We start from the raw sequence: 23,407 nt of genomic DNA on the forward strand, positions 1-23,407 counted from the left end.
CAAACCTGTCCGTCGCCCGGCCGCCCGCCATTCGATCCGATCGCGCGGCGGCTTTCGCTGTAACGAATCGCCGTAACGAATCGCCGGACCTATTCGCCGTTCAGTTCGCGCAGCTCGGCCGCTCGATCGGCATTGAGCTTCATCGGGCAGTAGCCGTACATCGGCGAGCCCACGTACGCGCCGGCCAAGCCGCAATGGGTGTTGCGGTACTTCAACCAGGCCTTTTGCGACTCCTCGAACTTGGCTGCGTCCTCAGGATGGTCTGCGCTCAGGCGCGCGTGAATGGCCTGGTAGTGGCGCGTGATCTCAAGCTTCGCCCGCTCGGAGACTCGGTCGGAACACACCTCGACCACCGCGTTGTTGATCGGCCCGTGTTCGTCGACGCAGGCGCTGTAGAGGGCGTCGTAGTTCGGCGCAGTCTGCGCGTTCGCCCGACACGGCAGCAGCATCGGCAGCGCCGCGAGAACAACCAGGATCGTCTTCATCGCCTGCGACTCCCACGCCGCGCGCGCTGGCCGATCGACGGATCGACCCGGTACGCGCGGCGAATTGAACTTGAAGGTATGCCCGACGCCATTGTGCATCAGCCCGGGCGCGAATCCGTCATCACCTAAGCGCTCGCACCGCGTCCACGCCGCGCGCGCTTGCGCCTCATCGCGCAGGCGCGGACGGATAGACCCAGGTCGCGAAGAACGCGCTGAGATCGCGGCCGCTGGCCTGTTCCATCGAGCGCTCGAAGTCCTGGCTGGTCACGGCGGTGCCGCGGTGGGCGCGCGTGTATTCGCGCAGGCCGTTCCAGAACGCCGCCTCGCCGAGTTCCTCGCGCAGCAGGTGCAGCACGTAGGCGCCCTTCTGATAGACCACGGCGCGATCGTCGCCGCTGGGCTTGTCCCAGTCCGGGAACACCAGCGGCTTGTCCTTGCCGGTTTCCTTGAGCTTCTCGTAGCGGCGGCGCCAGCCGTCGACCTGCTTGAGGTATTCCTCGCGGCCGAAACGTTGTTCCATGTAGCTGGCGGCGAGGAAGTTGGCGAAGCCCTCGTTGAGCCAGAAATGGCCCCAGTCGCGGCAGGTGACCAGGTTGCCCCACCATTGATGCGCGGCCTCGTGCGCGATCAGCGATTCGTCGCGGCGGTCGCCGAGCACGCCGCGGCCGTACTCCTCGGACAGCAGCGAGAAGCCCGCATGCTCCTGGCCGATGGTGCGCGCGACCAGGGCCTGGGTGTAGACGCCGCCCGGATACGGCACGCCGGCGCGGCGCTCGAAATAACGCAGCATGTCGCCGCTGTCGGCGAAGATCCGGCGCAGTTCGTTCTGGCTGTAGCCGGCGCCCAGGTAGCGCAGGCGCACCTTGCTGCCGCGGTCGCTGGCCTCCTCGAAGGGGCCGGCGGCGAAACCGTAGGTGTAGGCCGGCATCGGCACGGTCTGGCGCCAGCGGTGCAGTTCGCTGCCGTTGCCCAGGCTGCGGCGGCCGACCAGATAGCCGTTGCCCACCGCCTTCAAGCCGGTCGGCAGGACCACGCTGAGGTCCAGGCTGGCGCGCTCGTCGGGCGCGTCGATGCCGACCAGCCACTGCGCGGTCGAGAACAGGGTGTAGATCTGGCGGCGCTCGGGATGGAACTGCAGGCCGAAGCGCGGGCTGCCGTGGTAGGCGACGGTGATCTCGCGCAACTGGCCGCGCAGGGCCGGCCGCGACAGCCGCACCTTGAGCACGCGGCCGGTCTGGTCGAACGACAGCGAGCGCTCGCCTTCGCGCACGCGGTCGATGTCCAGGCCGTCGCGGTCCAGCACGATCAGGTCGGTGGCGTCGACGGTGGCGACGAAGCGGATCGCGACCTCGCCCTTGAGGCTGCGGGTCTTGAGATCGGGTTCGATGCGGGCGACGTAATGGCGGATGTCGATATCGCGCGCCGACGCAGCGGCCGTCCATGCCAAGGCCAAAGCCAGGCCGGCGCACCGAAGGGCGCGCGCCCCGACTCGTGTCCTCGCTGGGTTTCTGTCCTTGCCTACTGCCATGCCGTTCCGTCATGCCGCCCGTCTTCGGGGCGAAGTCTAGCGTCCCCGGACGCGGCTCGTTTGAACGCGTCCGTACCGATGCGTCGGCCGCGGTTCATGGGGACGGCGGGCCCGCCACGCTCGCGCGTACCGCCTCGGCCAGGCGGCGCAGGTCGTCCTCGTCTTCGGGGGCGGGCAGATACACGACCGCGGCCATGACGCGTCGCAGGTCGTCGGCGCCCGGCGCGGCATCGCCGGGCACCGCGTACAGACTGGAGGCGCCGCAGGTGGCGTCGAAGCCGCGTGCGAGCAGGCCGGCGATCAGCTGCGGCGGATCGTCGCTGAGCACCGGCAGCACCCAATGGGTGGCCTGGGCGGCGGCGCGGCCCGGCCGCGCCAAGGGTGAGGCCGACAGCAGGCGCTCGCCGCGCTGCGCGCGTTGAGCCACCCGCGCGGGCGGATAGCCGCGCAGGCGCCGCAACAGCAGCCGGGACTGCGCCGCGCAGGGCCGGTGGCGGATGCGCTGGAACAGCTCGCCGCCGGCGAAGCCGCGCACCGAGCGATTGATCAGGGCATCGTGATCGATGCCGAGCGCGCGGCAGGCGCGATAAAACAGGCGGTAGGCGGCGCGAACGGTCAACGCCTTGAGCAGCGCGTACTTGCCGACCCGCTGCGCGAATGCCGCGGTTTTCTGCAGCGGCTGGCGCGCCTGCGCCGCGCCCACGCGCTCGCGCAGGTCCGGGTCGGCGAAACGCAGCAGGGCGCCGCCCAAGGCGGTCGCGGTCTTGATCGGGCCGAAACTGAGCAGGCTGACGTCGCAGCCCGCCTCGCCGAACCAGCCGTCGCCGGTGTAGGCCTGGGCGCCGTCCTCGACCAGCAGCAGGCCGTGGCGGCGCGCGAATCCCTGCGCCGCCTGCAGCGGCATGCGGCTGCCGAACAGGTGCGCGACCAGCAGCATGCGGCTGCGCGGGGTCAGGGCCGCAGCCAGCGCGGTTTCGTCCAGGCTCAGCGTGTCGGCGTCCACGTCGACCGGCACCGCGCGCAGGCCGTGCCGCTCGATCACCGCGATCATGTCGCGGATGGTCACCGCCGAGACCAACACCTCGCTGCCCGGCGGCAGTTGCAGGGTCGCCAGCAGACGATCGAAGCCGCTGCGCACCGACAGGCTGACCAGGCTGCGGCGGCCGTCGTCGGCCAGCGCATCGGCGCCGGCCTCGGCGGCGGCCTGGGCGCGCTCGGGGTCGCCCCCGCGCACCGCATACGCCAGCGCGTGGGCGAGATCGAGCCAGCCGATATCCGGGCGTTGCCGCGGCAGCATCGCTGGCGCCCCCTCGCTAGAGCGTTTCCGGCGGTTCGATCGCGGGCGCGTCCTGGGTCGGCGGCGGCTGCCGCGAACGCGCCGACTCCCAACGCCAGAACGCCCAGCCCACCACCACGAAGGCCAGCGCGGCCAGGGCCAGCGAGGTGCCACTGTCGCTGACCAGCGGCGACAGCACGCCGGCGATCAGGGCGTTGAGGACCAGGCCGGTGAAGGCCTGCAGCGAGGACGCCGACCCGCGCTGACGCGGGTACATGTCGAGGATCGCCAGGGTCACGATTGGGAAGACCAGGGCGACGCCGAACGAGCACAGCGAGATCGGAATCACCGCCCACGGCACCCGCGGGGTGGCGTCGAACAGGTTGTAGGCGACGTTCAACGCCATCGCCAGGATGGTGCAGGCGAAGCCGATCCGCACCATGCGCTGGCCGCCGACCTTGCCGGCGGTGCGTCCCGATACGAAGGCGCCGATCACCATGCCGCCGATCATCGGCACGAAGAACCAGGCGAACGAGCGCTCGTTGAGCTGCAGCAGGTCCAGCACGAACGCCGGCGCCGAGGCGATGTACAGGAACAGCGCGCCGAAGTTGAAGGCGCTGGCCGCGGTCAGGCGCTGGAAGCGCGGGTTGATGAAGATCGCCACGTAGTCGCGCAGCAGCCGGCGCGGCACCAGCGGCAGGCGCGAGGCCGGCGGGTGGGTTTCCGGCAGCACGCGCAGGGTCGCGATCAGCAACAGCACCGAGAACGCGACCAGGAACCAGAAGATCGCCGGCCAATGGCTCCAGCCCAGGATCCAGCCGCCGATGATGGGCGCGATCGCCGGGGCGATGCCGAAGATCATCGAGACATGGCTCATCAGGCGCTGGGCGTCGTCGCCCTGCAGCACGTCGCGGATCACCGCGCGGCCGACGATCAGGCCGACGCCGGCCGACAGGCCCTGGATCGCGCGGAAGATCAGCAAGGTGCTGAGGTCGCGCGACAGCGCGCAGCCCACTGACGCCAGGGTGAACACGAATAGCCCGCCGATGATCACGCGCCGGCGTCCGATCGCGTCGGACAGCGGGCCGTGCACGATGCTCATCAGCGCGTAGGCGATCAGGTAGACGCTGATGGTCTGCTGCATCGCCAGCTTGTCGGCGCCCAACTCGGCGCCCATCGCCGGAAACGCCGGGAAGATGGTGTCGATCGAGAACGGCCCGAACATCGCCAGGCCGGCCAACAGCGGAGCGAGGTAACGCGCGGGTTTGGCGCCCGCTCGCGATGTCGCAGGTTCGGACATCAGTGCGCGGCCACCGCGCCGGCGTCCGGCGGGCCCTTGAGTTCGACCAGGTTGCCCTCCGGATCGAACAGATACTGCGACGGGCCCTCGCCTTCGGCGCCGTAGCGCGAACCGAAGTCGCCGATGCGCACCGCGTGCGCGTTCAAGTGGGCGACGATGGCCTGGCGATCGAAAGGATCGGCGCGCAGGCACAGATGATCCATGTTGCGGCCCTCCACGCCCGGCGCGGCGCCGCCCATGCGGCCGAGCTTGCCGTCGATGCCGACTAGGTCGATCAGCGACTGGCCGGCGCGCAATTGGATCAGGCCGATTTCGTCCTGGCGGCGCTCCAGCGAGCAGCCCAGCACCTCGCAGTAGAACGCGACCATGGCCTCGGGATCGCGCACCCGCAACACCACGTGATCGAGTTGCAGCAACTGGAACGGGGGTGCGCTCATGCGATGGATCCGCGGCCTCGTGAGGATCGCGACAGCATACAACCGCGTCGTCGCGTCGGCGTCGCGCGCGACTGTCCGGATCGGTCGTTTGGCCGTCGCGATCGCGCCTTCGCGTTCAAGACGCAGGCGCGGTTGCGGCAGGCGCGGTTGCGGGCAGCGGCGCCTTCGCGGGCGCGGCATCGCGCTTGCGCGACCGCGGCAGTGCCTGCAGGCGGCCCACGCCTTCGATCGGCACCGCTTCGGCGCGGCGCGCGCCGGGCCACCACAGGAACACGTAGGCGCTGCTGGCGCCGAGCAGGCGCGCCTGCCCCGGCAACGGCGCGGCCGCGCCGGCCAGGGTCACGCGCACGGCGTGGCCGGCGCCTTCGTCGCGGATCCGATTGGCCTTGGCGATCACGTAGGAACAAGTGCTCAAGGCCATGCCCATGAACACCACGATCGCGATGCCGGTCTCCGGCTTCAATCTCAGCAGTGTCCAGCGGAACCAGTCCGACTGCGGAAACACGAAGCGCCCCCACCACCGCCGTTGCAGTTCGCGCACCCGGCGCGGGTGCTGCTTGCGGTACATCTCCGGCCAGCTGACCAGCCACGAGATCGTCACCGACAAAGCCAGCACTAGCGCGTAGCCCGGATCGCGCAGGCCGGCGACCAGGTAGTCGCTGGCCTGCATGTATTCCAGGATCGGCAGACCGAACTGGCGGTAGAACCAGTAGTTCGCCCACAGCCCGATCATCGACACCAGCACATAGCCGGTGCTCAAGCCCAGGCTGGGCTCGCGCAGCATGCGGCGCCAGGCGCGTACCGCCCAGGCCTCGCGCGCCAGCGCGGCTTCGGCTGATAGCGGCCGCCGGTCCGCCTGGGGCGAGGTCTCGATCGCGGGCGCGCCCTGGCCGTCGCCCTGGCCGCCGCGACGGCGCCTGCGCTTGGCCCGCGGCGAACCGGGGCCGCCCGAACCGTCGCTCATGGCGTCCGGCTCCGGCGCGCCGGCGCGCGGCAGGCGCGTGGACGTGTCGCGGCCCCCCGGATCCCTACCCCCTGGCATGCCTGCATAGACGATCGACGGCCCGCGAACGACGAAGCCGCCATGGTACGGCGGATCGCCGCAAACTGAACCGGCCGCCTCCTGACCCGGCGCCGGCATCGGGCTATAATCCCGAGCTTGAAACACGCGGTGGGAGAAGCCGGCCGGCCCCGCAAGGGCGTCGACCGCTGCCGAAGGCGCAACGCCCGTAATCGCTCAGGCCCTATACCGCCGCGTGTACAAAACTCTGGAGAGACCGACCGTCCGGATCATCGGACGGAACCGGCGCCGAAGGGGCACGAAGCGAGCCGTACAGGAGCGACCCTCCCCCCGCTGCCTGTTGCGCAGCGCGCTTCCAAACTCTCAGGCAAAAGGACAGAGGGGCGAGCGGGGCTTTCGAGCGGCATTGCCGCGAGCCCGCGAGCGCTCGTTGGCCGTGAGGCCGACGGGCCGCAACGCCCCTTCCTAAGCCTTCGGACGCCCCTGCCATGACCCAAGCCTCTCTGCGCGACCTCGAGCACCACGACGCCTTCCTGGAACGTCACATCGGCCCCAACGACGCCGAGATCGCGCACATGCTGCGCACGGTCGGCCACGACTCGCTGGAAGCGCTGACCGATGCGATCGTGCCGTCCAAGATCAAGTCGCCCGCGCCGCTGGCGCTGTCGGCGCCGATGACCGAAGTCGAGGCGCTGGCCAAGATCCGCGCCGTCGCCGACAAGAACCAGGTCTTCCGCAGCTTCATCGGCCAGGGCTACTACGGCACGCTCACCCCGAACGTGATCCTGCGCAACATCCTCGAGAACCCGGCCTGGTACACGGCCTACACGCCGTATCAGGCGGAAATCTCGCAGGGCCGCATGGAAGCGCTGATCAACTTCCAGACCATGGTCGCCGACCTGACCGGGATGGAGATCGCCAACGCCTCGCTGCTGGACGAAGGCACCGCCGCGGCCGAGGCCATGACCCTGGCCAAGCGTTCGGCCAAGTCCAAGTCCAACCTGTTCTTCGTCTCCAAGGACGTGCACCCGCAGACCCTGGAAGTGCTGCACACCCGCGCCGAGGCCATGGGCATCGACCTGCAGGTCGGCGACGACGGCGAAGCGCTCAACAGCGACAGCTTCGGCGTGCTGCTGCAATACCCCAACACCCGCGGCCAGATCGGCGACCACAAGGCCCTGGCCGACGCCGTGCACGCGCGCGGCGGTCTGGTCGCGGTCGCGACCGATCTGCTCGCCCTGACCCTGATCGCCGCGCCCGGCGAATGGGGCGCCGACATCGTGGTCGGCAACAGCCAGCGCTTCGGCGTGCCGTTCGGCTTCGGCGGTCCGCACGCGGCCTTCATGGCCTGCCGCGACGCCTACAAGCGCTCGATGCCGGGCCGCCTGATCGGTGTGTCCATCGACGCCGAAGGCAAGCCCGCCTACCGCCTGACCCTGCAGACCCGCGAGCAGCACATCCGCCGCGAGAAGGCCACCTCCAACATCTGCACCGCGCAGGTGCTGCTGGCGGTGATGGCCTCGATGTACGCCGTCTACCACGGCCCCGAGGGCCTGACCCGGATCGCGCGCCGCGTGCACCGCCTGGCCGCGATCCTGGCCGGCGCGCTGCGCCAGGCCGGCCTCACCGTCGGTCCGGACTTCTTCGACACCCTCGACATCGTCGGCGTCGACGCCGATGCCCTGCGCGCCAAGGCCGTCGCGGCCGGCATCAACCTCAACTACTGCGGCGATCCGGCCCGCGTCGGCATCAGCCTGGACGAAACCACCACCCGCGCCGAAGTCGCGCAGCTGGCCGCGCTGTTCGGCGCGCGCATCGACGACATCGACGCGCTCGACGCCGCCACCGCCGACGCCCTGCCCGCCGGCCTGCGCCGCAGCAGCGCGTTCCTGCAGCATCCGGTGTTCAACACCCACCACAGCGAGCACGAGCTGCTGCGCTACATGCGCGCCCTGGCCGACAAGGACCTGGCGATGGATCGCACCATGATCCCGCTGGGCAGCTGCACCATGAAGCTCAACGCCACCGCCGAGATGATCCCGGTGACCTGGCCGGAGTTCGGCAACATCCATCCGCTGGCGCCGGCCGATCAGACCGTGGGCTACCAGCAGCTGATCGACGAACTCGAAGCCATGCTGGTCGAGTGCACCGGCTACGACGCGGTCAGCCTGCAGCCCAATTCGGGCGCGCAGGGCGAATACGCGGGCCTGCTCGCGATCCGCGCCTATCACCGCTCGCGCAACGAAGGCCACCGCGACATCTGCCTAATTCCGGAATCCGCGCACGGCACCAACCCGGCCTCGGCGCAGATGTGCGGCATGCAGGTCGTGGTCACCAAGTGCGACAGCAACGGCAACGTCGACGTCGAGGACATCCGCCGCGCGGCCGAGAAGTACAGCGACCGCCTGGCCGCGCTGATGATCACCTACCCGTCCACGCACGGCGTGTTCGAGGAGGACGTGGTCGAGATCTGCGAGATCGTCCACGCCCACGGCGGCCAGGTCTACACCGACGGCGCCAACATGAACGCCCTGGTCGGCGTGGCCAAGCCCGGCAAGTGGGGCTCGGACGTGTCGCACCTCAACCTGCACAAGACCTTCTGCATTCCGCACGGCGGCGGCGGTCCCGGCGTCGGCCCCTGCGCGGTCAAATCGCACCTGGCGCCGTTCCTGCCAGGTACTTATGCCGACATCCCTGTCGGCGAGAATCAAACAGCGGCCATCCATGGCCGCACTTCTCGCAAGAAAGCAGTGGGCATGGTGTCTGCGGCTAGTTATGGCTCGGCCTCGATCCTGCCGATCTCGTGGATGTACATCACCATGATGGGCGCGTCCGGCCTGCGCCGCGCGACCCAGGTCGCGCTGCTCAACGCCAACTACATCGCCAAGCGCCTGGCCCCGCACTACGAGACCCTCTACACCGGCCGCAACGGCCTGGTCGCGCACGAGTGCATCCTCGACCTGCGCCCGCTCAAGGACGCCACCGGCATCGGCGCCGAGGACGTGGCCAAGCGCCTGATCGACTTCGGCTTCCACGCCCCGACCCTGAGCTTCCCGGTCGCCGGCACCCTGATGGTCGAGCCGACCGAAAGCGAATCGCAGCACGAGCTGGACCGCTTCATCGACGCCATGATCCAGATCCGCGACGAAATCCGCGCGGTCGAGCAAGGCACGCTGGACCGCGAGGACAACCCGCTCAAGCACGCCCCGCACACCGCCACCGCGGTCTCGGCCAGCGAGTGGACCCACGCCTACCCGCGCGAGCTGGCCGCGTTCCCGCTGCCCAGCCTGAAGCTGCAGAAGTACTGGCCGCCGGTCGCGCGCGTGGACAACGTCTACGGCGACAAGAACGTCATGTGCGCCTGCATCCCGGTGGACGCTTACAAGGAAGAAGCCGAAGCGTAAGCTGTAAAGCGCGACCGGCCCGCGGGCCGGTCGCGACGCGGCGACCGCGCCGCGCGACCATGGCGAACGGAGTCGCGGCTGAATGTATCGGCTGGGTTTCGCGACAGGGCCCGGCCGCTGAGGCCATACCGGTTCGCCCCTCATGAAAAATGCACAACAAATGCGCACCTTGTGTGCGCTCGCCGCGATGCGATCCGTTCCGCCTACCCGGCTGTCATCGGCACGCGTTATGTTGATACCGGTTCTCCGCCGGAGCCGCCCATGAGCGCGGTCGAAACGCCCGCAGCCGACGACGCCGCGCGCCTGCTGCAAGTCATCGAAACCCAGACCGAGATCGCGCGCCTGGGCCTGGACCTGGGCGGGGTGATGGACCTGGTCGCGCGACGGGCGCAGATCCTGACCGGCGCGGTCGGCGCGGTGGTCGAACTGGCCGAAGGCGAGGACATGGTGTATCGCGCCGCCTCCGGCATCGCCGAGCCCAGCCTGGGCCTGCGCCTGCGGCGTGCGGCCAGCTTGTCCGGCGCCTGCGTCGCGGTCGGCGCGCCCTTGAACTGCGAGGATTCGGAGACCGACCCGCGCGTGGACCGCGAGGCCTGCCGCAGCGTCGGCCTGCGCTCGATGATCGTGGTGCCGCTCAAACATCACCAGACCGTGGTGGGCGTGCTCAAGGTGATGGGCGCCGCGCCGTCCGCGTTCGACAGCGACGACCTGCGCATGCTCGATCTGATGTCGGGCCTGATCGGCGCGGCCATGTACCACGCTGCCCGCTACGAAACCGACGAGCTGTTCCACCAGGCCACCCACGACCAGCTCACCGGCCTGCCCAACCGCGCCCTGTTCTACGACCGCCTGCGTCACTGCCTGGCGCAGGCGCAGCGCGATCGGCGCCGCATCGGCATCCTCAACCTCGACATGGACGGACTCAAACCGGTCAACGACCGCATGGGCCATCGCGCCGGCGATGCGGCGTTGGTGGAGTTCGCCGCGCGGGTGCGCCGCAGCGCGCGTAGCGGCGACACCGTGGCCCGCGTCGGCGGCGACGAATTCGGGGTGATCCTGCCTGGCATCGAGCACCGCGACGGCGCCTTCGCCCAGGCCCAGCGCCTGGCCGAATCGCTGGACCCGCCGTTCGCATTCGACGACCGCAGCATCGCGCTGCAGGCCAGCATCGGCTGCGCGATCTATCCCGACGACGGCGAGGACCTGGGCGAGCTGCTGCACAAGGCCGACCAATCCATGTACAGCGCCAAGCGCCGCAAGAAGGGCGAGCCGGGCTGAGCGGACTGCGGCAGGGCCCGGGCCGCGCTGCGCACGCCCCACCGCGGTGCTAGGCTGCCGCCAAGGCCCCGGGAAGGCCCCGGCGCCACAGGGGGCGCGCCGCTGGCGGCGCGGCCGTAGGACAAGGAGTTCCGCCATGCCCGAGTTCGATATCAACGCCTCGGCCGAGCAGGTCGCCATTTTGTTCAATCAGGGTCGCGGGGTGGACGCCGTCGCCCGTCTCGACGCCCTGCGCCGCGATCAGCCGCCGGTGGTGCAGGAAGCCCTGGACCGCTACGTCGCCACCCGCGCGGCCGGTCCGATCACCGCCCTCTACGGCATGACCCTGCTGCCGATGCCGGGCATGAGCGCGGTCACGCCGCCGCGCGAGGATCTGGGGCGTTTGCTGGCGGCCGGCCACACCGCGCCGCGCTTCCCCGAAGATCGCGAGACCGCGCGCCTGTCGCAGGCGCAGCAGTACGACGTCTACGCCAGCGTGATCGGCGTGCGCGGCGATCAGGCCGCGCGCGACGCGCTGGGCACGCAGGACCGCGTGATCCTGGGCATGCGCAACGACACCCGCAGCACCGCCAACCGCGGCGCCGGCGAATACGACGACCGCATCGTGGTGGTGTGGAAGGACGCCAAGGGCGGCCGCCACGCGCGCGAGTTCAACCACTCCAACACCGAACCCAGCGCGCAATACGACCACCACGCCGGCAGCGACGGCACGCGCCTGATCGCCGAAAGCGGCGGCCAGGTGGCGCCGCGCCTGGCGCGCTCGCCCGGCTACGAGAACGTCGACCGCCGCAAGATCGAGGGCGAGGACGTCAACAACGACCGCGTGCGCGACCTCGGCCGGCTGGCCGAAGGCACCACCGAGATGAAGGCCGACACCCATCCGACCTACGGCGCCAACCCGGGCGAGGAATTCGCCCTACGCCCGACCGCCGCCGCGGTCGCCGCCGGGCAGAACCGGGTGCAGCGCGACACCAACGCCGACGGCTGGTTCAACGCCCGCGACGTCAACGGCCGGCAGGACTTGAACGACACCTTCAAGATCCACCGCGGCGGCAGCGCCAACACCGATTCGGCCGGCTGCCAGACCATCGGCGGCGGCGAGTACGACGCCTTCATCACCGCCGCTGGCGGCAACCCGCGCCAGACCCGCTGGCAGTACGTGCTGACCTCGGTGGCGCCGCCACCGCCGCCGCCGCAACGCGCGCAGCCGCAGGGCGGGCGGCGCGCCGACGCGCATGACGAGGCGCCGTCGCTGCATCCTTCCGACCCGCGCCACGCCGATCATCGCCTGCACGGCCAGATCGACGGCCATCTGCGCGCGCTCGGCGGCGACTACGCGCGCAACGCCGAGGCGATCGGATTGAGCGTGCTCGCCGCGGCCAAGACCCACCACATCACCCAGGCCGACGGCCTGGTGCCCAACCGGGCCAACGGCGAGGTGCCCGCCGACCAGACCCTGTTCCTGCTCCAGGGCCGCCCCGGCGACCCGGGCGCGCAGCGCGTGGCGATCTCGGTCGAGGTCGCGGCCAATACGCCCGTGCAGGCCAGCCTGGCGCGTCTGGACGAACTCAATCGGGCCGCGCCGCAGCCCCCCGGGCCGGAGCAGGCGCACAGCCAGGACGCCTCGCCGCGCCGTATGGGCTGACGCCGGCGGCGCCGGGTCTGGCCCCCTGCATCCGGCCTGGCCGGCGCGACGTACTTGGGTAGGCGATCGACGCGAGCAGGCGGGCCACGCCCGCACTGCCTCGCGACACGCACCAGTGCTAACCTCGCCCCGAAACGCCTCCGAACGGCACGGGGCGTCTTCACGCGAACCCGTAACGACCTGCTACGCCCGCTCAATCGGAAAAGGAATTCCCATGCCCGAACTCGATATCAACGCCTCGGCCGACGAAGTTGTCGGCATGCTCAACCGCGGTCAGAACCGCGAAGCCGCCGCCCGTCTGGACGCGCTGCGTCTGAACCAGGACGCGGTGGTGCAGGAGGCATTGGACCGTTACGTCGCCGTGCGCGGCCAGGAGCACCTGACCGCGTTGCGTGCGCCGAACGCGCTCTCGGCCGAGGACGCGACCGCGCTCAATCCGACCCTGGACCGCCTGCGCGGCGCGACCGCGGCGCCGCGCTTCCCGACCGACGCCGAAACCCAGAACCTGTCGCAGGCGCAGCAGTACGACGTCTACGCCAGCGTGATCGGCGCGCGCGGCACCCAGGCCGCGCGCGACGCCCTGGGCACGCAGGACCGCGTGATCCTGGGCATGCGCAACGAAAACTCCACCCTCGACAATAACGGACGCGGCGAGTTCAACGACCGCCTGGTCGTGGTCTGGAAAGACGCCGACGGCGGCCGCCACGCGCGCGAGTTCAACCACGCCACCACCGAACCCACCGCGCAGTACGACCACCACGCCGGCAGCGACGGCAACCGCATCTACGCCGATACCCAGCGCCAGGCGCCGCGGCTGGCGGCCTCGCCCGGCTACGAGGATGTGCGCACGCGCAAGATCGAGGGCGACGACGTCAACGGCGACCGCGTGCGCGACATCGGCCGTCTGGCCGAGGGCACGGTCGAGATGGTGCGCACCGAGCATGCCAGCAACGGCCACACCCGCAGCGGCCGCGAGTTCTCGCTGCGTCCCTCCGACGAGGCGGTGCGCAACGGCGCCAACATGGTCGAACGCGACACCAATGCCGACGGCTGGTTCGACTCGCGCGACGTGAACGGCGTCCAGGATCTCAACAACTCGTTCAAGATCCATCGCGGCAGCAACACCAACACCGACTCCGCCGGTTGCCAGACCATCGGCGGCGGCGAGCACACCGCCTTCATCGACACGGTGCGCGCCAATCCGGACCAGACCCGCTGGCAGTACGTGTTGACCTCGGTCGCGCCGGGCCAGCAGCAGGAGCGCGCGCAGGCGCCCGCCGAGCAAGCCCCGAACGGCCAGGGCCGCGCCGCGTCCGATCCGCGCGATCCCGGCCACGCCGACCACCGCCTGTACACCCAGATCGACGGGCACGTGCGCGCGCTGGGCCCGCCCTACGACCGCAACAACGAAGGCGTGAATCTGCATCTGCTGGCCGAGGCCAAGCAGGCCCATCTGTCCGACATCAGCGCCATCGCCACCAACAACGCCACCGCCACGCGCGCCGCCGGCGAGACTTTGTTCATGGTCCAGGGCCGGCCCGGCGATCCGGCGGCCGCGCGCGTGGCGGTGTCGGCGGACGTCGCCACCCATGCCACGCCGGAGGCCAGCCTCAATCGCCTAGACACGATCAATCGCAACCAGCCGGCGGCGCCCGCGCCGGCCCTGGAAGATCCACAGCGCACGCAGCAGCAGGAAGCGCCGCGGCGCGCGCACCAGTAACCGTAGAGGAGTTCGCCTGTGCCCCCCAGTTCCAAAATCCTGCTCGCCGCCGCGCTGTTGAGCGCGTGCGCCACCGTCGGCGCCGCCGCGCCGACGAGCAAGGCCGGCAGCACCGGCCTGGCGGGGTTCTCGCCGGTCAGCGGGCCGGTGATCCAGAACGGCCGCTACACCGCGGCCCCGGAGGCCATCGTCGCGTTCGTGGCTGCGCTGCCGACCCGCGATGTGCTGCTGCCCAAGCAGTTGCGCCACCGCCTGATGACCGCGCAGGTCTATCTGCGCAGCGTCCCGGGCACGGGCGACCGCACCGAGTACCTGCTCGCCGACAAGAACGGCGCCCGCTACAGCCTGTGGGTGCGCAGCTTCGAGGGCCGCCGCCGCGGCAGCGCCGGCTATCTCGTGCAGATGCGCATGCCCTGCGCCAGCGTCGCCACGGTGCAGACCGAGTCGACCGAGGATCTGGCGGCGGCGCGACGCGCCTGCGCGCGGCCCCAGGCCGAGTTCGCCGATAGCGGATTGCGCGCTTATCTCGTCGCCGCGGGCAAGGCGCCGGTCGATGTCACCGCCAGCTTGCGCGCGCCGGAGCTGAGCCTGGGCCGCGAACGCCTGGACCGCTACCGCGCGCTGGGCGCCAATCCGATCGCGCTGGACGACAGCCGCGCCGCCGTCGCTCCGACCTTGCGCTGGGTGGTGGAAGCCGACCCCGAGCGGCCGCTGCCGGCCAAGGACACGCGCGGCTTCCAGGGCGGCATGAAGGCCCACGCCGGCTTCGTGATCTGGAACGGCGATCGTTTCGAGGTGCGCGACAGCCTGCCGCGCAAGCTGTGGCCCTGCCCGCCGCGCGACGAGAGCTGCCCGGACCCGCAGGACCGCTACGTGCTCGGCAAGTAACGAGCCGCCCAGTTCCATCGCAGGCGCGTCGAACGGCGCGCCTGCGGCGCCCGGCACCCGCGGCGCCCCGTTTCGTCGTCCCACGCCCGCTTTCGTCGCGCGCCGCTGGCCCTGGCGCGGGGCGTCGCTATGCTTGCCTGCAACGACGTAGCCGGGCCGCACCGTGATCAAGAGCTTGTTCTTCCTAGTCCGCATCATCGCCGCGTGGACGGTGCTGTTCTTCATCCTGGCGCTGGCGTGGTCGGCGCTGCCCAGCGTCGACGGCAGCTACGGCAACAACGATCCCTGGCCGGTGTTCCTGGTCGGACTGATCGTCGCTGCGTTCGTGATCACTGGCGCGTTCTCGCATCTGCGGCGGGTGCGCCTGATCGCCGGCCACATCGACGGCAGCGCCCTGGCCAATCGCCAGCGCCGCCAGATCGAGGTGCCGTTCGAGGCCGGCGAAGCCTTCGACCTGCTCGACGCCGCGATCCGCGAACTGCCGCGCAGCGAAGAAATCGAGAGCGCACGCGACAGCTTGCAGGTGCGCGCCAAGGTGCGTCGCCCCGACACCTACGGCCGCCGACCCCTCGGCCGCTACAACCCGCTCAACTGGTTCGGCGTGCCGCGCAATCAGATCCTAGCCCTGGTCGCCCCGCGCGACGGCAGCGGCAGCGTCACCCTGGTCTGCGAGCCCGAAAGCGGCGCCTGGAGCGACTGGTTCCGGGTCGACGACGGCACCAATCTGGAGAACGCCGAGGCGATCACCCGCGCCATCGCGCGCCGCGTCGCCGAGCGCCGTCGCAACGAGCAGGCCGCGGTCGCCCAGACCGTGACCGAGAAGGAACTCACCGTCGCCAAGCTCAGCCTGTTGCACGCGCAGGTCGAACCGCACTTCCTCTACAACACCCTGGCCAGCGCGCAGTACCTGACCCGCACCGATCCGGCGCGCGCCGACGAGATGCTCGGCCATCTGATTCAGTACCTGCGTCACTCGCTGCCGCGCACCGAAGACGCGCTGTCGACCTTGGGCCAGGAGCTCGAGCGCGCGCAGGCCTATCTGGAGATCCTACGCATCCGCATGGGCCCGCGCCTGGCCGTGCAGATCGAGGTACCCGACGCGCTGCGCCAGACCCCGCTGCCGCCGATGATGCTGCAGACCCTGGTCGAGAACGCGATCAAGCACGGCCTGGAACCGCGCAGCGGCGGCGGCATGGTCTGGATCCTCGCGCGCCGCGACGGCCACGCGGTCGCGGTGACCGTGGCCGACGACGGCGAAGGCTTCGGCGCCCAGCCCGGCGGCACCGGCATCGGCCTGAAGAACGTGCGCGAACGCCTGCGCCTGGTCTACGGCGCCGACGCGTCGCTGGCCGTGGTCGCCAACTTCCCCAACGGCGTGGCCGCGACCATCACGGTCCCCGCCGCTTTCGATCGAGACGCACGTCATGGCTAAGGCCGTCATCGCCGAAGACGAAGCGCTGCTGCGCCAGGCCCTGCTGGATCTGCTGGCCCAGGCCTGGCCGGAGCTGGACATCGCCGCCGCCTGCGAGGACGGCGCCGAAGCGCTGGAGGCCATCGCCGAGCACAAGCCCGACGTCGCCTTCCTCGATATCCGCATGCCCGGGCTCAGCGGCCTGGAAGTGGCGGCCGCCGCGGCCGAGGCCAGCCCGCAGACCCGGATCGTGTTCGTGACCGCCTACGACCAGTACGCGGTGGATGCCTTCGAACGCGGCGCGATCGATTACCTGCTCAAGCCGATCGCGCCGGAGCGCCTGGCCGCGACGGTGCAGCGCCTGCAGGCGCGCGTGGCCGGCAGCGGCGGCGACAGCGCCGCGCTCGCCGATCTGCTGCGCCAGCTGGGCGCCCAGATGCCGCGCCCCGAGGCGCCGCCGCTGACCTGGATCACCGCCAGCGCCGGCCGCGAAACCCGCCTGATCCTGGTCGACGACGTGGTCTACTTCCGCGCCGACCACAAGTACACCACCGTGGTCACCGCCGATGGCGAGGCGCTGCTGCGCACGCCGATCCGCGAACTGCTGGGCGTGCTGGACCCGAACGTGTTCAAGCAGATCCACCGCTCGACCATCGTCAACCTGAAGGCGATCGCCGCGATCGTGCGCGACGACAGCGGCCGCGGCACGGTACGACTCAAGCAACGCCCGGAAACGCTGAGCGTGAGCCAGCCGTTCATGGCGCTGTTCCGACACATGTAGTTCCAGGCCCCGCCGTTCCCAAACGCAGCAACGCCCATGCGACCCGGTCGCGTGTCGGCGGCGCTCGTCCACTCTTCGAGGTGTCGCATGCGAAATCTGATCGCTCTGGCTTATTTCCTGTTCGCCCTGCTCGGCTGCGACACCGGCGGCAGCACCCTGATCGCGCGCGCCACCAGCAACGGCCACGACACCCTGCATGCGCGCACCCGCGTGCAAGCCGGGATCGGACGTTTCGAATGCATCGCCAGCGACAGCGGCCGCTGCCACTACGCGCTGTTCGCGCGCGAGTGCGCGCCGCGGCAACCGGACTGCCGTGAGCTGGCGTTCGAGCGCTTCAGCATGACGGTCGGCGACAGCCGCGAGATCGTCGGCCTGCCGATGGCGCTGGACCTGTGCGTCGGTCAGCACGAGCATCCGGCCACGAGCGGCCCCGATTGCAAATCCTCGCAGCCCGACACCGCGCTGGCCGCCAGCATCGAGGCGGCGCGATGAGCGCGCAAGCGCGGCCCGGGCCAGGCCTGCGGGCCGCCCTCGCCTGCGCGATCGCGGTGCCCTTCGTCTACTACGCCACCCAACTGATCGCCGCGCCGTTCTTTCCCGATTACAGCTTCCTGCGCCAGGCCGCGAGCACGCTGGGTTCCCACAGCGCGCCGCTGCCGTGGATCTTCAACAGCGGCGCGGTGCTGACCGGCATCGCCACCCTGATCGGCGCGGCCGGTATCGCCGACGCGCTGCGCCGGCTCCGTCGCCCGCCGCTGGCGATCGCGCTGGTGACCCTGGCCCTGCTCATCAATGCCGTGGTCTCGATCAAGGCCGCGTATTTCCCGCTGCCGCACCCGCGTCATGGCTCGGGGCCGCTGATGATCGGCATCCTGCTGTTTCCCTCCTTCATGATCCTGGCGCTGTGGTCGCTGGAGCGCAGCGGCGCGATCAAGCGCTATCTGCTGGCGACCAATCTGTGGATCCTCGCCCTGATCCCGTTCATGGCGCACTGGACCGGACTGGACACCCGCGCCTGTACCGGTCTGCTGCAGCGCTTGGCGACCCTGGCGATCTACCCGCCGATCGGCATCGCGGCCTGGTACCTGGCGCGGCGCCTGCGCGCGCCCGAACCGCGCGCCTGAGGCGATACGGCGCCCGCGCGCCGCGCCCCGCTCACGCGAATTCGCAAAATCGGCACTTGACGCCTGACCTGCGCGGATGTATATAACCTTCAAGTTACATAACTTCTAGGTTATATAAATGCAGACCCAGCGTCTCGACGCCACCTTCGCCGCCCTGGCCGACCCCACGCGACGGGCGATCCTGGCCCGCCTCGCCAGCGGCGAGGCCACGGTGACCGAACTGGCCGAGCCGTTCGCGATGAGCCAGCCGGCGATCTCCAAGCACCTCAAGGTGCTCGAACACGCCGGCCTCATCACCCGCGGCCGCGATGCGCAGCGCCGCCCCTGCCGGATCGAAGCGCAGCCCTTGGCCGAGGCCAACGTCTGGCTCGAGCACTACCGCCGGATCTGGGAACAGAACTATCAGCGCCTCGATGCGCTGCTCGTCCAATTGCAGGCCGAGCAGGCGCCCAAACCCACCAAGAAACGCTCACGCTAAGGAGTTACGCCCATGCACGCCCACAACGCCCTCTCCGTCACCGCCCCCGGCGAACGCGACATCGTGATCACGCGCGCGTTCGATGCGCCGCGCGAACTGGTGTTCGACGCCCTGACCAAACCCGAACTGCTCAAGCGCTGGTTCCACGGCCCGGACGGCTGGACCCTGACCGTCTGCGAGGTCGACCTGCGCGTGGGCGGCGCCTACCGCTACGTCTGGAGCGGGCCGGAAGGCGTGGAGATGGGCATGGGCGGCGTGCACCGCGAGATCGAGCGTCCGCAACGCATCGTGCGCAGCGAACGCTTCGACATGGACTGGACCGGCGGCGAAACCGTGGGCACCGCGGTGCTGAGCGAACGCGACGGCAAGACCACCCTGGTCACCACCGTGGTCTACGCCTCGCGCGAAGCGCGCGACGGCGCGCTCGCCAGCAACATGGAACAGGGCATCGCCGCCGGCTACGACCAGCTCGACGCCTTCCTGGCCGGCGCGGCCGCGACCGCACCGTGATCCCACGCGCGGGCGCGCGGCGCCCGCGTCCTCCCGCCGCAATCCAGCGCGCGCAGCGCGAAGGTCCTGCCATGAATGCTCAAACCATCCATCCCGCCGTTCCCCAGCGACGCACCGGCCGCAGCATCGTCGCGGTGCTGCTGGGCCTGCTCTCGGTGATGCTGCTGTCCACCGTCACCGACGTGATCCTGCACGCCAGCGGCGTGTTTCCGGCCTGGTTCCAGCCGATGAGCACCGGCCTGTGGCTGCTCGCGCTGGGCTATCGCGCGGTCTACACCGTGCTCGGCGGCTATTTGTGCGCGCGCCTCGCGCCGTACCGGCCGATGGCGCACGTCTGGGCGCTGGGCCTGATCGGCACCGTGTTCGGCATCGCCGGCGTGGTCGCGACCTGGGGCCGCGGCCCCGAGTTCGGGCCGGCCTGGTACGCGATCCTGGTCGCGCTGACCGGCCTGCCCTGCTGTTTGATCGGCGGCTGGCTGTACGCGCGCCGCCGCTGATCGCGGGTCGCCCTGCGTCCCCGCCCTTTCGCGCCGACGCACGCAGCAGTAGAGCCGCGCATGCTCGGGAAGGTCGCGTGCACTAGGCATCCGATCCGCGACGTGCCGCGCGCACGCAAGTTCCAAGAGAAAACCTTCGGGCGCGCGGCTGCGCGCGCGCCCGGCCGCTTCAATGCGACGGCGCCTGCGCGCCCGCGCGGCGGGCGATCTCGGCGACGAATTCGTCTAGATCGGCGCTGCCGGCGTTGCTCAGTAGCACCACGCTGATGCGCGGCTCGATCACGCGCAACAGCTGGCTGCGCGCGCCCATGATCTGGCCCGGGCGCTTGGCCACCCATAGTTTGCGGCCGCCGATCTTCATCTCATAGCTCCACAGGCCATAGCCGTAGTCGTCCAGGCCCGGGCGCAGCATGCGCTGCAGCGAATCGGCGCTGAGCAGGCGACCGCCGTACAGCGCGTCGGCGAACGTCGCCAGGTCCTGCGCGCTGGAGTACATGGCGCCGGCCGCGTACCAGTTCTCCGGATAGGCGGGCAGATCCGGCGTCATCGCGCCCGCCCCGTCGCGTCCGAAGTAGGTATCGGCCAGGCGCTCGACGATGCGGTCCTGGCGCAGCAGCCCGGTGTCGGCCAGGCCCAGCGGCTGCAGGATGCGTTCGCGCAGCGCCTGCTCGTAGCTTTGCCCGGTTACGCGCTCGACGATTTTGCCGAGCACGATGTAGTCGCAGTTGTTGTAGTCGAAGACGGTGCCGGGCGCGGCCACCAACTTGCCCGCGCAGTACCGCGACAACAGCGCATCGCTGCTGTGCGGAAGTTGGTACACGGGCAGTCCGTCGCGGATCGCGGTCTGGGCGTCCTTGACCGTGTCCAGATTGTTCAGGCCCGACGTGTGGTTGAGCAGTTGCCGCAGGCGAACGCCACGCGCGCCCTCGCCCGCGTAATCGGGCAGATAGGCGGCGATGCTGCGCTCCAGATCGAGCCGGCCCTGATCGCGCAGCTGCAGGATCAGCACCGCGGTGAAGGTCTTGGTGATCGAGGCGATCTTGTAGCGCGTGCGCGGGGTGTTGGGCACGCGGAACGGCAGATTGGCCAGACCGAAACTGGCCAGGTACTCGGCCTTGCCGTCGCGCGCGACCAGCACCGTGCCGCTGAAGTCGTGGCTGCGGGCGTAGTCGGCGACGAAGGCGTCGAGGGTGGGCGCGACGGCCTGCGCTTGCCCGGCGCTCGCCGCGGGCCATAGCAGGACCAAGCTCAGAATCCAGGATTTCATGCGCGGCTCCGGTGCGAACGGGCGCCGGCCGCCGATGCGGCCCGCCCCCAGGCTTGGCGCGAGCGCCAAGGTCGGAACCGGAGATACCGCCGCGGCGCGCCCGGTTGCGGCGCGCCGCGGGTCGCTTAGCCGACGAAGCCCGCGCGGCCGCGCAGGCGTGCCTGCAGCGGCTCGATGTAGGTGCGGCTGGCGCGCACCGGGGTGCCGTCGCGCAAGCGCAGCATCGCGTCGCGGTTGGACAGCGGCTGCAGTTCGGCCACGCAGTCCACCCGCACGATGGTGGATCGGTGCACCCGCACGAACTGGGCCGGATCGAGCCGGCGCGACAAGCGCCCCATCGATTCGCGCAGCAGATAGCCGCGATCGCCCACGTGCAGGGTCGCGTAGTCGCCGTCGGCCTGGATCCATTCGACCTCGGAGGCTTCGACGAAGGCCACACGCCGGCCCACGCGCACCACGAAACGGGTCAGCCAGTTGCTCTCGTCGTCGTCGTGGTGGGCGCTGGGCGCGGCCAGCGTGCCCGGCGGCTGGGTGCCGGCGCGCCGATAGGGATGGGCCTGGCGCGCGCGTTCCAACGCTTCGGCGAAACGCTCGTCGTCGATCGGCTTGAGCAGGTAGTCGATCGCGTGCAGCTCGAACGCGCGCACGGCGAAGTTCTCGTAGGCGGTCAACAACACCGCCAACGGCCGCTGCTCCGGCGACAGCGCCGCCAGGGCTTCCAGGCCGGTCATGCCCGGCATCTGCACGTCGATGAACACCAGGTCCGGCGCCAGCGCCACGATGCCGGCCAGGGCCGAGGTGCCGTCGGCGAACTCGCCCACCACCTGCATGTCCGGCTGCGTCGCCAAGCGGGCGATCACACCGCTGCGGGCCAGGGGTTCGTCGTCGATTACCGCTACTCGCATCATGCTTCAGTCTCCTTGACCACCAGCGCCGCCGGTGCCTCGTTGAACGGCAGCGACATGCGCACCTCGTAACCGCCGTCGGCGCGCGCACCGGCGGCGAAGCTATGGGCATCCGGGTACAGCGCCTGCAGGCGTTCGGCGATGTTGCGCAGACCGATCGCGCCGGCGCGGCGCGATTCCTCTCCCGAGGCCGCGGGCGCGGGCGCGCCGTCGTTGCCCACGTGCAGGTGCAGGCGGTCGCCCTCGCGTTCGATCCGGATGTCCAGGCGGCCCGGCTCGCTGCGCTGGGCGATGCCGTGACGGATCGCGTTCTCGACCAGCGGCTGCAGCAGCAGCACCGGCACCCGCGCGCGCAGCGTGTCCGGGCCGATATTCCATTTCAGACGCAGGCGCTGGCCCAGGCGCGCGCGCTCGATTTCCAGATAGGTATCGGTGAGCGCCAACTCGTCGGCCAGCGCGACCTCGTGGCCCTCGGCGCCGTCCAGGGTCACCCGCAGGAAGCCGGCCAGGCGCGTGATCATCTGTTGCGCTTCGCGATTGCGGTCCTCGGCGACCAGGGCCGAAATCGCGTTGAGGGTGTTGAACAGGAAGTGCGGGTTGATCTGGTAGCGCAGCGCGCGCAGTTCGGCGTCCTGCGCCAGCACCAGGGCCTGGCGGTTGCGCTCGCGCGCGTCCTGCAGATCGGCGTAATAGGTGATCACCGACTGGATCGCGCAGTACGCGATCAGCACCAGCCAGCAGCCGCCGACGCCGCCGAAGATCAAGGTCCAGTTGGTCGGATCGCGGAATTCCGAGCCCTGGGTGTTGGCGATCCAGTGCGCGGCCAGGTTGCTCAGCACCGACATCACGTAGGTGATCGCCAGCAACGCGATCACCATCGTCCACTTGGAGATGCCGCGCCGCCAGAACAGGTGCTGGATCGCGGTCAGCGGCGACATCCAGATCAGATTGGCGAGCAGGAAGGTGGCCCAGTAGGCGGTCTCGTGCGGGTCGTCCAGCGACGGCAGCGCGATCAGCAGGGTGCACACGCCCAACAGCAGGCGCGCCAACAGAGACAGCCACAGCCGTCCCGAACCGGGCGACTCCTGCGCCGGCGTATCGGCCGAGGCCGGCTCGGCGCTTGAATCCGGTATCGCGGCGGGGGTGGTCATGTCGGGTTCGGCAGGTCGTTACGTAGCGGCAAGCCGATTCTCCAGCGTATGTCGCCCGCGACCAAGCCCGATGTGCCGTTCGTGTGCCGGCGCGCAGGCCGGCGGAGCGGCAGTAAAGAGTCGCCGTCCTTGGCAACGCAATAGGCGCTCGAAACGGCGCCGACGCGCCGTGGACGCGTGACGGAACGGCGATGCCGGTTCGAGCGAGGCTCTATTGGGCCTCAGCGCGCGGCACGCGGCCAGCGCGCGCACGCGCTCTTGCGACGAAGCGGTAGGCGCGTGCGGCGGGACGAAACGCCGG

General features: G+C 70.4%; 21 protein-coding genes and 1 riboswitch. Of the genes, 12 read left to right on the forward strand and 9 right to left on the reverse strand.

Translation table 11 applies throughout. The annotated features are described in order from the left end of the window. Window positions 1-89 precede the first annotated feature (89 nt). The 6 genes from ASE43_RS17590 to ASE43_RS17615 all read right to left on the reverse strand — a co-directional run bounded on the left by ASE43_RS17590 (window position 90) and on the right by ASE43_RS17615 (window position 5,990). The gene (locus ASE43_RS17590; protein WP_200956281.1) at window positions 90-485 is read right to left on the reverse strand and encodes a lysozyme inhibitor LprI family protein; all 396 of its coding nucleotides are present in this window, start codon (window positions 483-485) and stop codon (window positions 90-92) included. A 166-nt stretch (window positions 486-651) separates the two neighbouring features. Further along, window positions 652-1,932 (reverse strand): M1 family metallopeptidase, encoded by a 1,281-nt coding sequence (locus ASE43_RS17595; RefSeq protein ID WP_162250597.1) that lies wholly within the window; start codon window positions 1,930-1,932, stop codon window positions 652-654. 175 nt (window positions 1,933-2,107) lie between these two features. Beyond that, entirely contained in the window at window positions 2,108-3,310 is a 1,203-nt protein-coding gene (locus ASE43_RS17600; protein WP_057161366.1) for a DegT/DnrJ/EryC1/StrS family aminotransferase, read from the reverse strand. Between the two features lie 16 nt (window positions 3,311-3,326). Beyond that, on the reverse strand, window positions 3,327-4,589 hold the full coding sequence (locus ASE43_RS17605; RefSeq protein ID WP_057161367.1) for a multidrug effflux MFS transporter: 1,263 nt from the start codon (window positions 4,587-4,589) through the stop codon (window positions 3,327-3,329). Further along, window positions 4,589-5,026 (reverse strand): VOC family protein, encoded by a 438-nt coding sequence (locus ASE43_RS17610; protein ID WP_057161368.1) that lies wholly within the window; start codon window positions 5,024-5,026, stop codon window positions 4,589-4,591. Before ASE43_RS17610 ends, ASE43_RS17605 begins: the two co-directional genes overlap by 1 nt. A gap of 115 nt (window positions 5,027-5,141) precedes the next feature. Next, window positions 5,142-5,990: a hypothetical protein gene (locus ASE43_RS17615; protein WP_057161369.1), complete on the reverse strand. Its 849-nt coding sequence runs from the start codon at window positions 5,988-5,990 to the stop codon at window positions 5,142-5,144. Window positions 5,991-6,284: 294 nt separating this feature from the next. Continuing rightward, window positions 6,285-6,436: riboswitch (glycine riboswitch) on the forward strand. Between the two features lie 99 nt (window positions 6,437-6,535). Between ASE43_RS17615 and gcvP the strand changes: the two genes are divergently transcribed. The 12 genes from gcvP (at window position 6,536) to ASE43_RS17675 (ending at window position 19,783) form a co-directional block, all read left to right on the forward strand. After that, window positions 6,536-9,451, forward strand: coding sequence for an aminomethyl-transferring glycine dehydrogenase (gene gcvP / locus ASE43_RS17620; RefSeq protein WP_057161370.1), 2,916 nt, complete (start codon window positions 6,536-6,538; stop codon window positions 9,449-9,451). A 261-nt stretch (window positions 9,452-9,712) separates the two neighbouring features. Next, entirely contained in the window at window positions 9,713-10,729 is a 1,017-nt protein-coding gene (locus ASE43_RS17625) for a sensor domain-containing diguanylate cyclase (RefSeq protein ID WP_057161371.1), read from the forward strand. 136 nt (window positions 10,730-10,865) lie between these two features. Then, complete coding sequence (locus tag ASE43_RS22390) at window positions 10,866-12,374, forward strand: XVIPCD domain-containing protein (protein WP_057161372.1); 1,509 nt, start codon at window positions 10,866-10,868, stop codon at window positions 12,372-12,374. A gap of 214 nt (window positions 12,375-12,588) precedes the next feature. Further along, entirely contained in the window at window positions 12,589-14,094 is a 1,506-nt protein-coding gene (locus ASE43_RS17635; protein WP_056173002.1) for an XVIPCD domain-containing protein, read from the forward strand. An 18-nt stretch (window positions 14,095-14,112) separates the two neighbouring features. Then, window positions 14,113-14,982 carry a hypothetical protein gene (locus tag ASE43_RS17640; RefSeq protein ID WP_056173000.1) on the forward strand — a complete coding sequence of 290 codons (870 nt, stop codon included), beginning with the start codon at window positions 14,113-14,115 and terminating at the stop codon, window positions 14,980-14,982. A gap of 163 nt (window positions 14,983-15,145) precedes the next feature. Further along, window positions 15,146-16,414: a histidine kinase gene (locus tag ASE43_RS17645; RefSeq protein WP_056172997.1), complete on the forward strand. Its 1,269-nt coding sequence runs from the start codon at window positions 15,146-15,148 to the stop codon at window positions 16,412-16,414. Then, window positions 16,407-17,174, forward strand: a complete 768-nt coding sequence (locus ASE43_RS17650; RefSeq protein WP_056172995.1) for a LytTR family DNA-binding domain-containing protein — start codon at window positions 16,407-16,409, stop codon at window positions 17,172-17,174. Before ASE43_RS17645 ends, ASE43_RS17650 begins: the two co-directional genes overlap by 8 nt. An 87-nt stretch (window positions 17,175-17,261) precedes the next feature. Beyond that, the gene (locus ASE43_RS17655; RefSeq protein ID WP_057161373.1) at window positions 17,262-17,666 is read left to right on the forward strand and encodes a hypothetical protein; all 405 of its coding nucleotides are present in this window, start codon (window positions 17,262-17,264) and stop codon (window positions 17,664-17,666) included. Further along, a complete protein-coding gene (locus ASE43_RS17660) occupies window positions 17,663-18,298 on the forward strand; it encodes a DUF998 domain-containing protein (protein WP_057161374.1) in 636 nt (211 codons plus the stop codon). Before ASE43_RS17655 ends, ASE43_RS17660 begins: the two co-directional genes overlap by 4 nt. Window positions 18,299-18,416: 118 nt before the next feature. After that, a complete protein-coding gene (locus ASE43_RS17665) occupies window positions 18,417-18,776 on the forward strand; it encodes a metalloregulator ArsR/SmtB family transcription factor (protein ID WP_056172984.1) in 360 nt (119 codons plus the stop codon). Between the two features lie 12 nt (window positions 18,777-18,788). After that, window positions 18,789-19,286, forward strand: coding sequence for an SRPBCC family protein (locus ASE43_RS17670; RefSeq protein ID WP_056172981.1), 498 nt, complete (start codon window positions 18,789-18,791; stop codon window positions 19,284-19,286). Between the two features lie 71 nt (window positions 19,287-19,357). Continuing rightward, window positions 19,358-19,783 (forward strand): hypothetical protein, encoded by a 426-nt coding sequence (locus tag ASE43_RS17675; protein ID WP_057161375.1) that lies wholly within the window; start codon window positions 19,358-19,360, stop codon window positions 19,781-19,783. A gap of 169 nt (window positions 19,784-19,952) precedes the next feature. On the opposite strand, the gene ASE43_RS17680 is transcribed toward ASE43_RS17675, so the two are convergent. The 3 genes from ASE43_RS17680 to ASE43_RS17690 form a co-directional block, all read right to left on the reverse strand. Then, the gene (locus tag ASE43_RS17680; protein WP_057161376.1) at window positions 19,953-21,050 is read right to left on the reverse strand and encodes a serine hydrolase domain-containing protein; all 1,098 of its coding nucleotides are present in this window, start codon (window positions 21,048-21,050) and stop codon (window positions 19,953-19,955) included. 125 nt (window positions 21,051-21,175) lie between these two features. Beyond that, window positions 21,176-21,958: a LytTR family DNA-binding domain-containing protein gene (locus ASE43_RS17685; protein ID WP_056172972.1), complete on the reverse strand. Its 783-nt coding sequence runs from the start codon at window positions 21,956-21,958 to the stop codon at window positions 21,176-21,178. Continuing rightward, the gene (locus ASE43_RS17690) at window positions 21,955-23,106 is read right to left on the reverse strand and encodes a histidine kinase (RefSeq protein ID WP_056172970.1); all 1,152 of its coding nucleotides are present in this window, start codon (window positions 23,104-23,106) and stop codon (window positions 21,955-21,957) included. Before ASE43_RS17690 ends, ASE43_RS17685 begins: the two co-directional genes overlap by 4 nt. Between the last annotated feature and the right edge of the window lie 301 nt (window positions 23,107-23,407).

The organism is Lysobacter sp. Root983 (assembly GCF_001429345.1).
GTDB lineage: Bacteria > Pseudomonadota > Gammaproteobacteria > Xanthomonadales > Xanthomonadaceae > Lysobacter.

Coding starts and splice junctions, on each gene's coding strand:
- ASE43_RS17685 (WP_056172972.1), bottom strand. CDS start 21,958: ATGATGCGAGTAGCGGTAATCGACGACGAACCCCTGGCCCGCAGCGGT.
- ASE43_RS17670 (WP_056172981.1), top strand. CDS start 18,789: ATGCACGCCCACAACGCCCTCTCCGTCACCGCCCCCGGCGAACGCGAC.
- ASE43_RS22390 (WP_057161372.1), top strand. CDS start 10,866: ATGCCCGAGTTCGATATCAACGCCTCGGCCGAGCAGGTCGCCATTTTG.
- ASE43_RS17615 (WP_057161369.1), bottom strand. CDS start 5,990: ATGAGCGACGGTTCGGGCGGCCCCGGTTCGCCGCGGGCCAAGCGCAGG.
- ASE43_RS17660 (WP_057161374.1), top strand. CDS start 17,663: ATGAGCGCGCAAGCGCGGCCCGGGCCAGGCCTGCGGGCCGCCCTCGCC.
- ASE43_RS17665 (WP_056172984.1), top strand. CDS start 18,417: ATGCAGACCCAGCGTCTCGACGCCACCTTCGCCGCCCTGGCCGACCCC.
- ASE43_RS17675 (WP_057161375.1), top strand. CDS start 19,358: ATGAATGCTCAAACCATCCATCCCGCCGTTCCCCAGCGACGCACCGGC.
- ASE43_RS17605 (WP_057161367.1), bottom strand. CDS start 4,589: ATGTCCGAACCTGCGACATCGCGAGCGGGCGCCAAACCCGCGCGTTAC.
- ASE43_RS17625 (WP_057161371.1), top strand. CDS start 9,713: ATGAGCGCGGTCGAAACGCCCGCAGCCGACGACGCCGCGCGCCTGCTG.
- ASE43_RS17590 (WP_200956281.1), bottom strand. CDS start 485: ATGAAGACGATCCTGGTTGTTCTCGCGGCGCTGCCGATGCTGCTGCCG.
- ASE43_RS17690 (WP_056172970.1), bottom strand. CDS start 23,106: ATGACCACCCCCGCCGCGATACCGGATTCAAGCGCCGAGCCGGCCTCG.
- ASE43_RS17655 (WP_057161373.1), top strand. CDS start 17,262: ATGCGAAATCTGATCGCTCTGGCTTATTTCCTGTTCGCCCTGCTCGGC.
- ASE43_RS17635 (WP_056173002.1), top strand. CDS start 12,589: ATGCCCGAACTCGATATCAACGCCTCGGCCGACGAAGTTGTCGGCATG.
- ASE43_RS17680 (WP_057161376.1), bottom strand. CDS start 21,050: ATGAAATCCTGGATTCTGAGCTTGGTCCTGCTATGGCCCGCGGCGAGC.
- ASE43_RS17610 (WP_057161368.1), bottom strand. CDS start 5,026: ATGAGCGCACCCCCGTTCCAGTTGCTGCAACTCGATCACGTGGTGTTG.
- ASE43_RS17650 (WP_056172995.1), top strand. CDS start 16,407: ATGGCTAAGGCCGTCATCGCCGAAGACGAAGCGCTGCTGCGCCAGGCC.
- gcvP (WP_057161370.1), top strand. CDS start 6,536: ATGACCCAAGCCTCTCTGCGCGACCTCGAGCACCACGACGCCTTCCTG.
- ASE43_RS17600 (WP_057161366.1), bottom strand. CDS start 3,310: ATGCTGCCGCGGCAACGCCCGGATATCGGCTGGCTCGATCTCGCCCAC.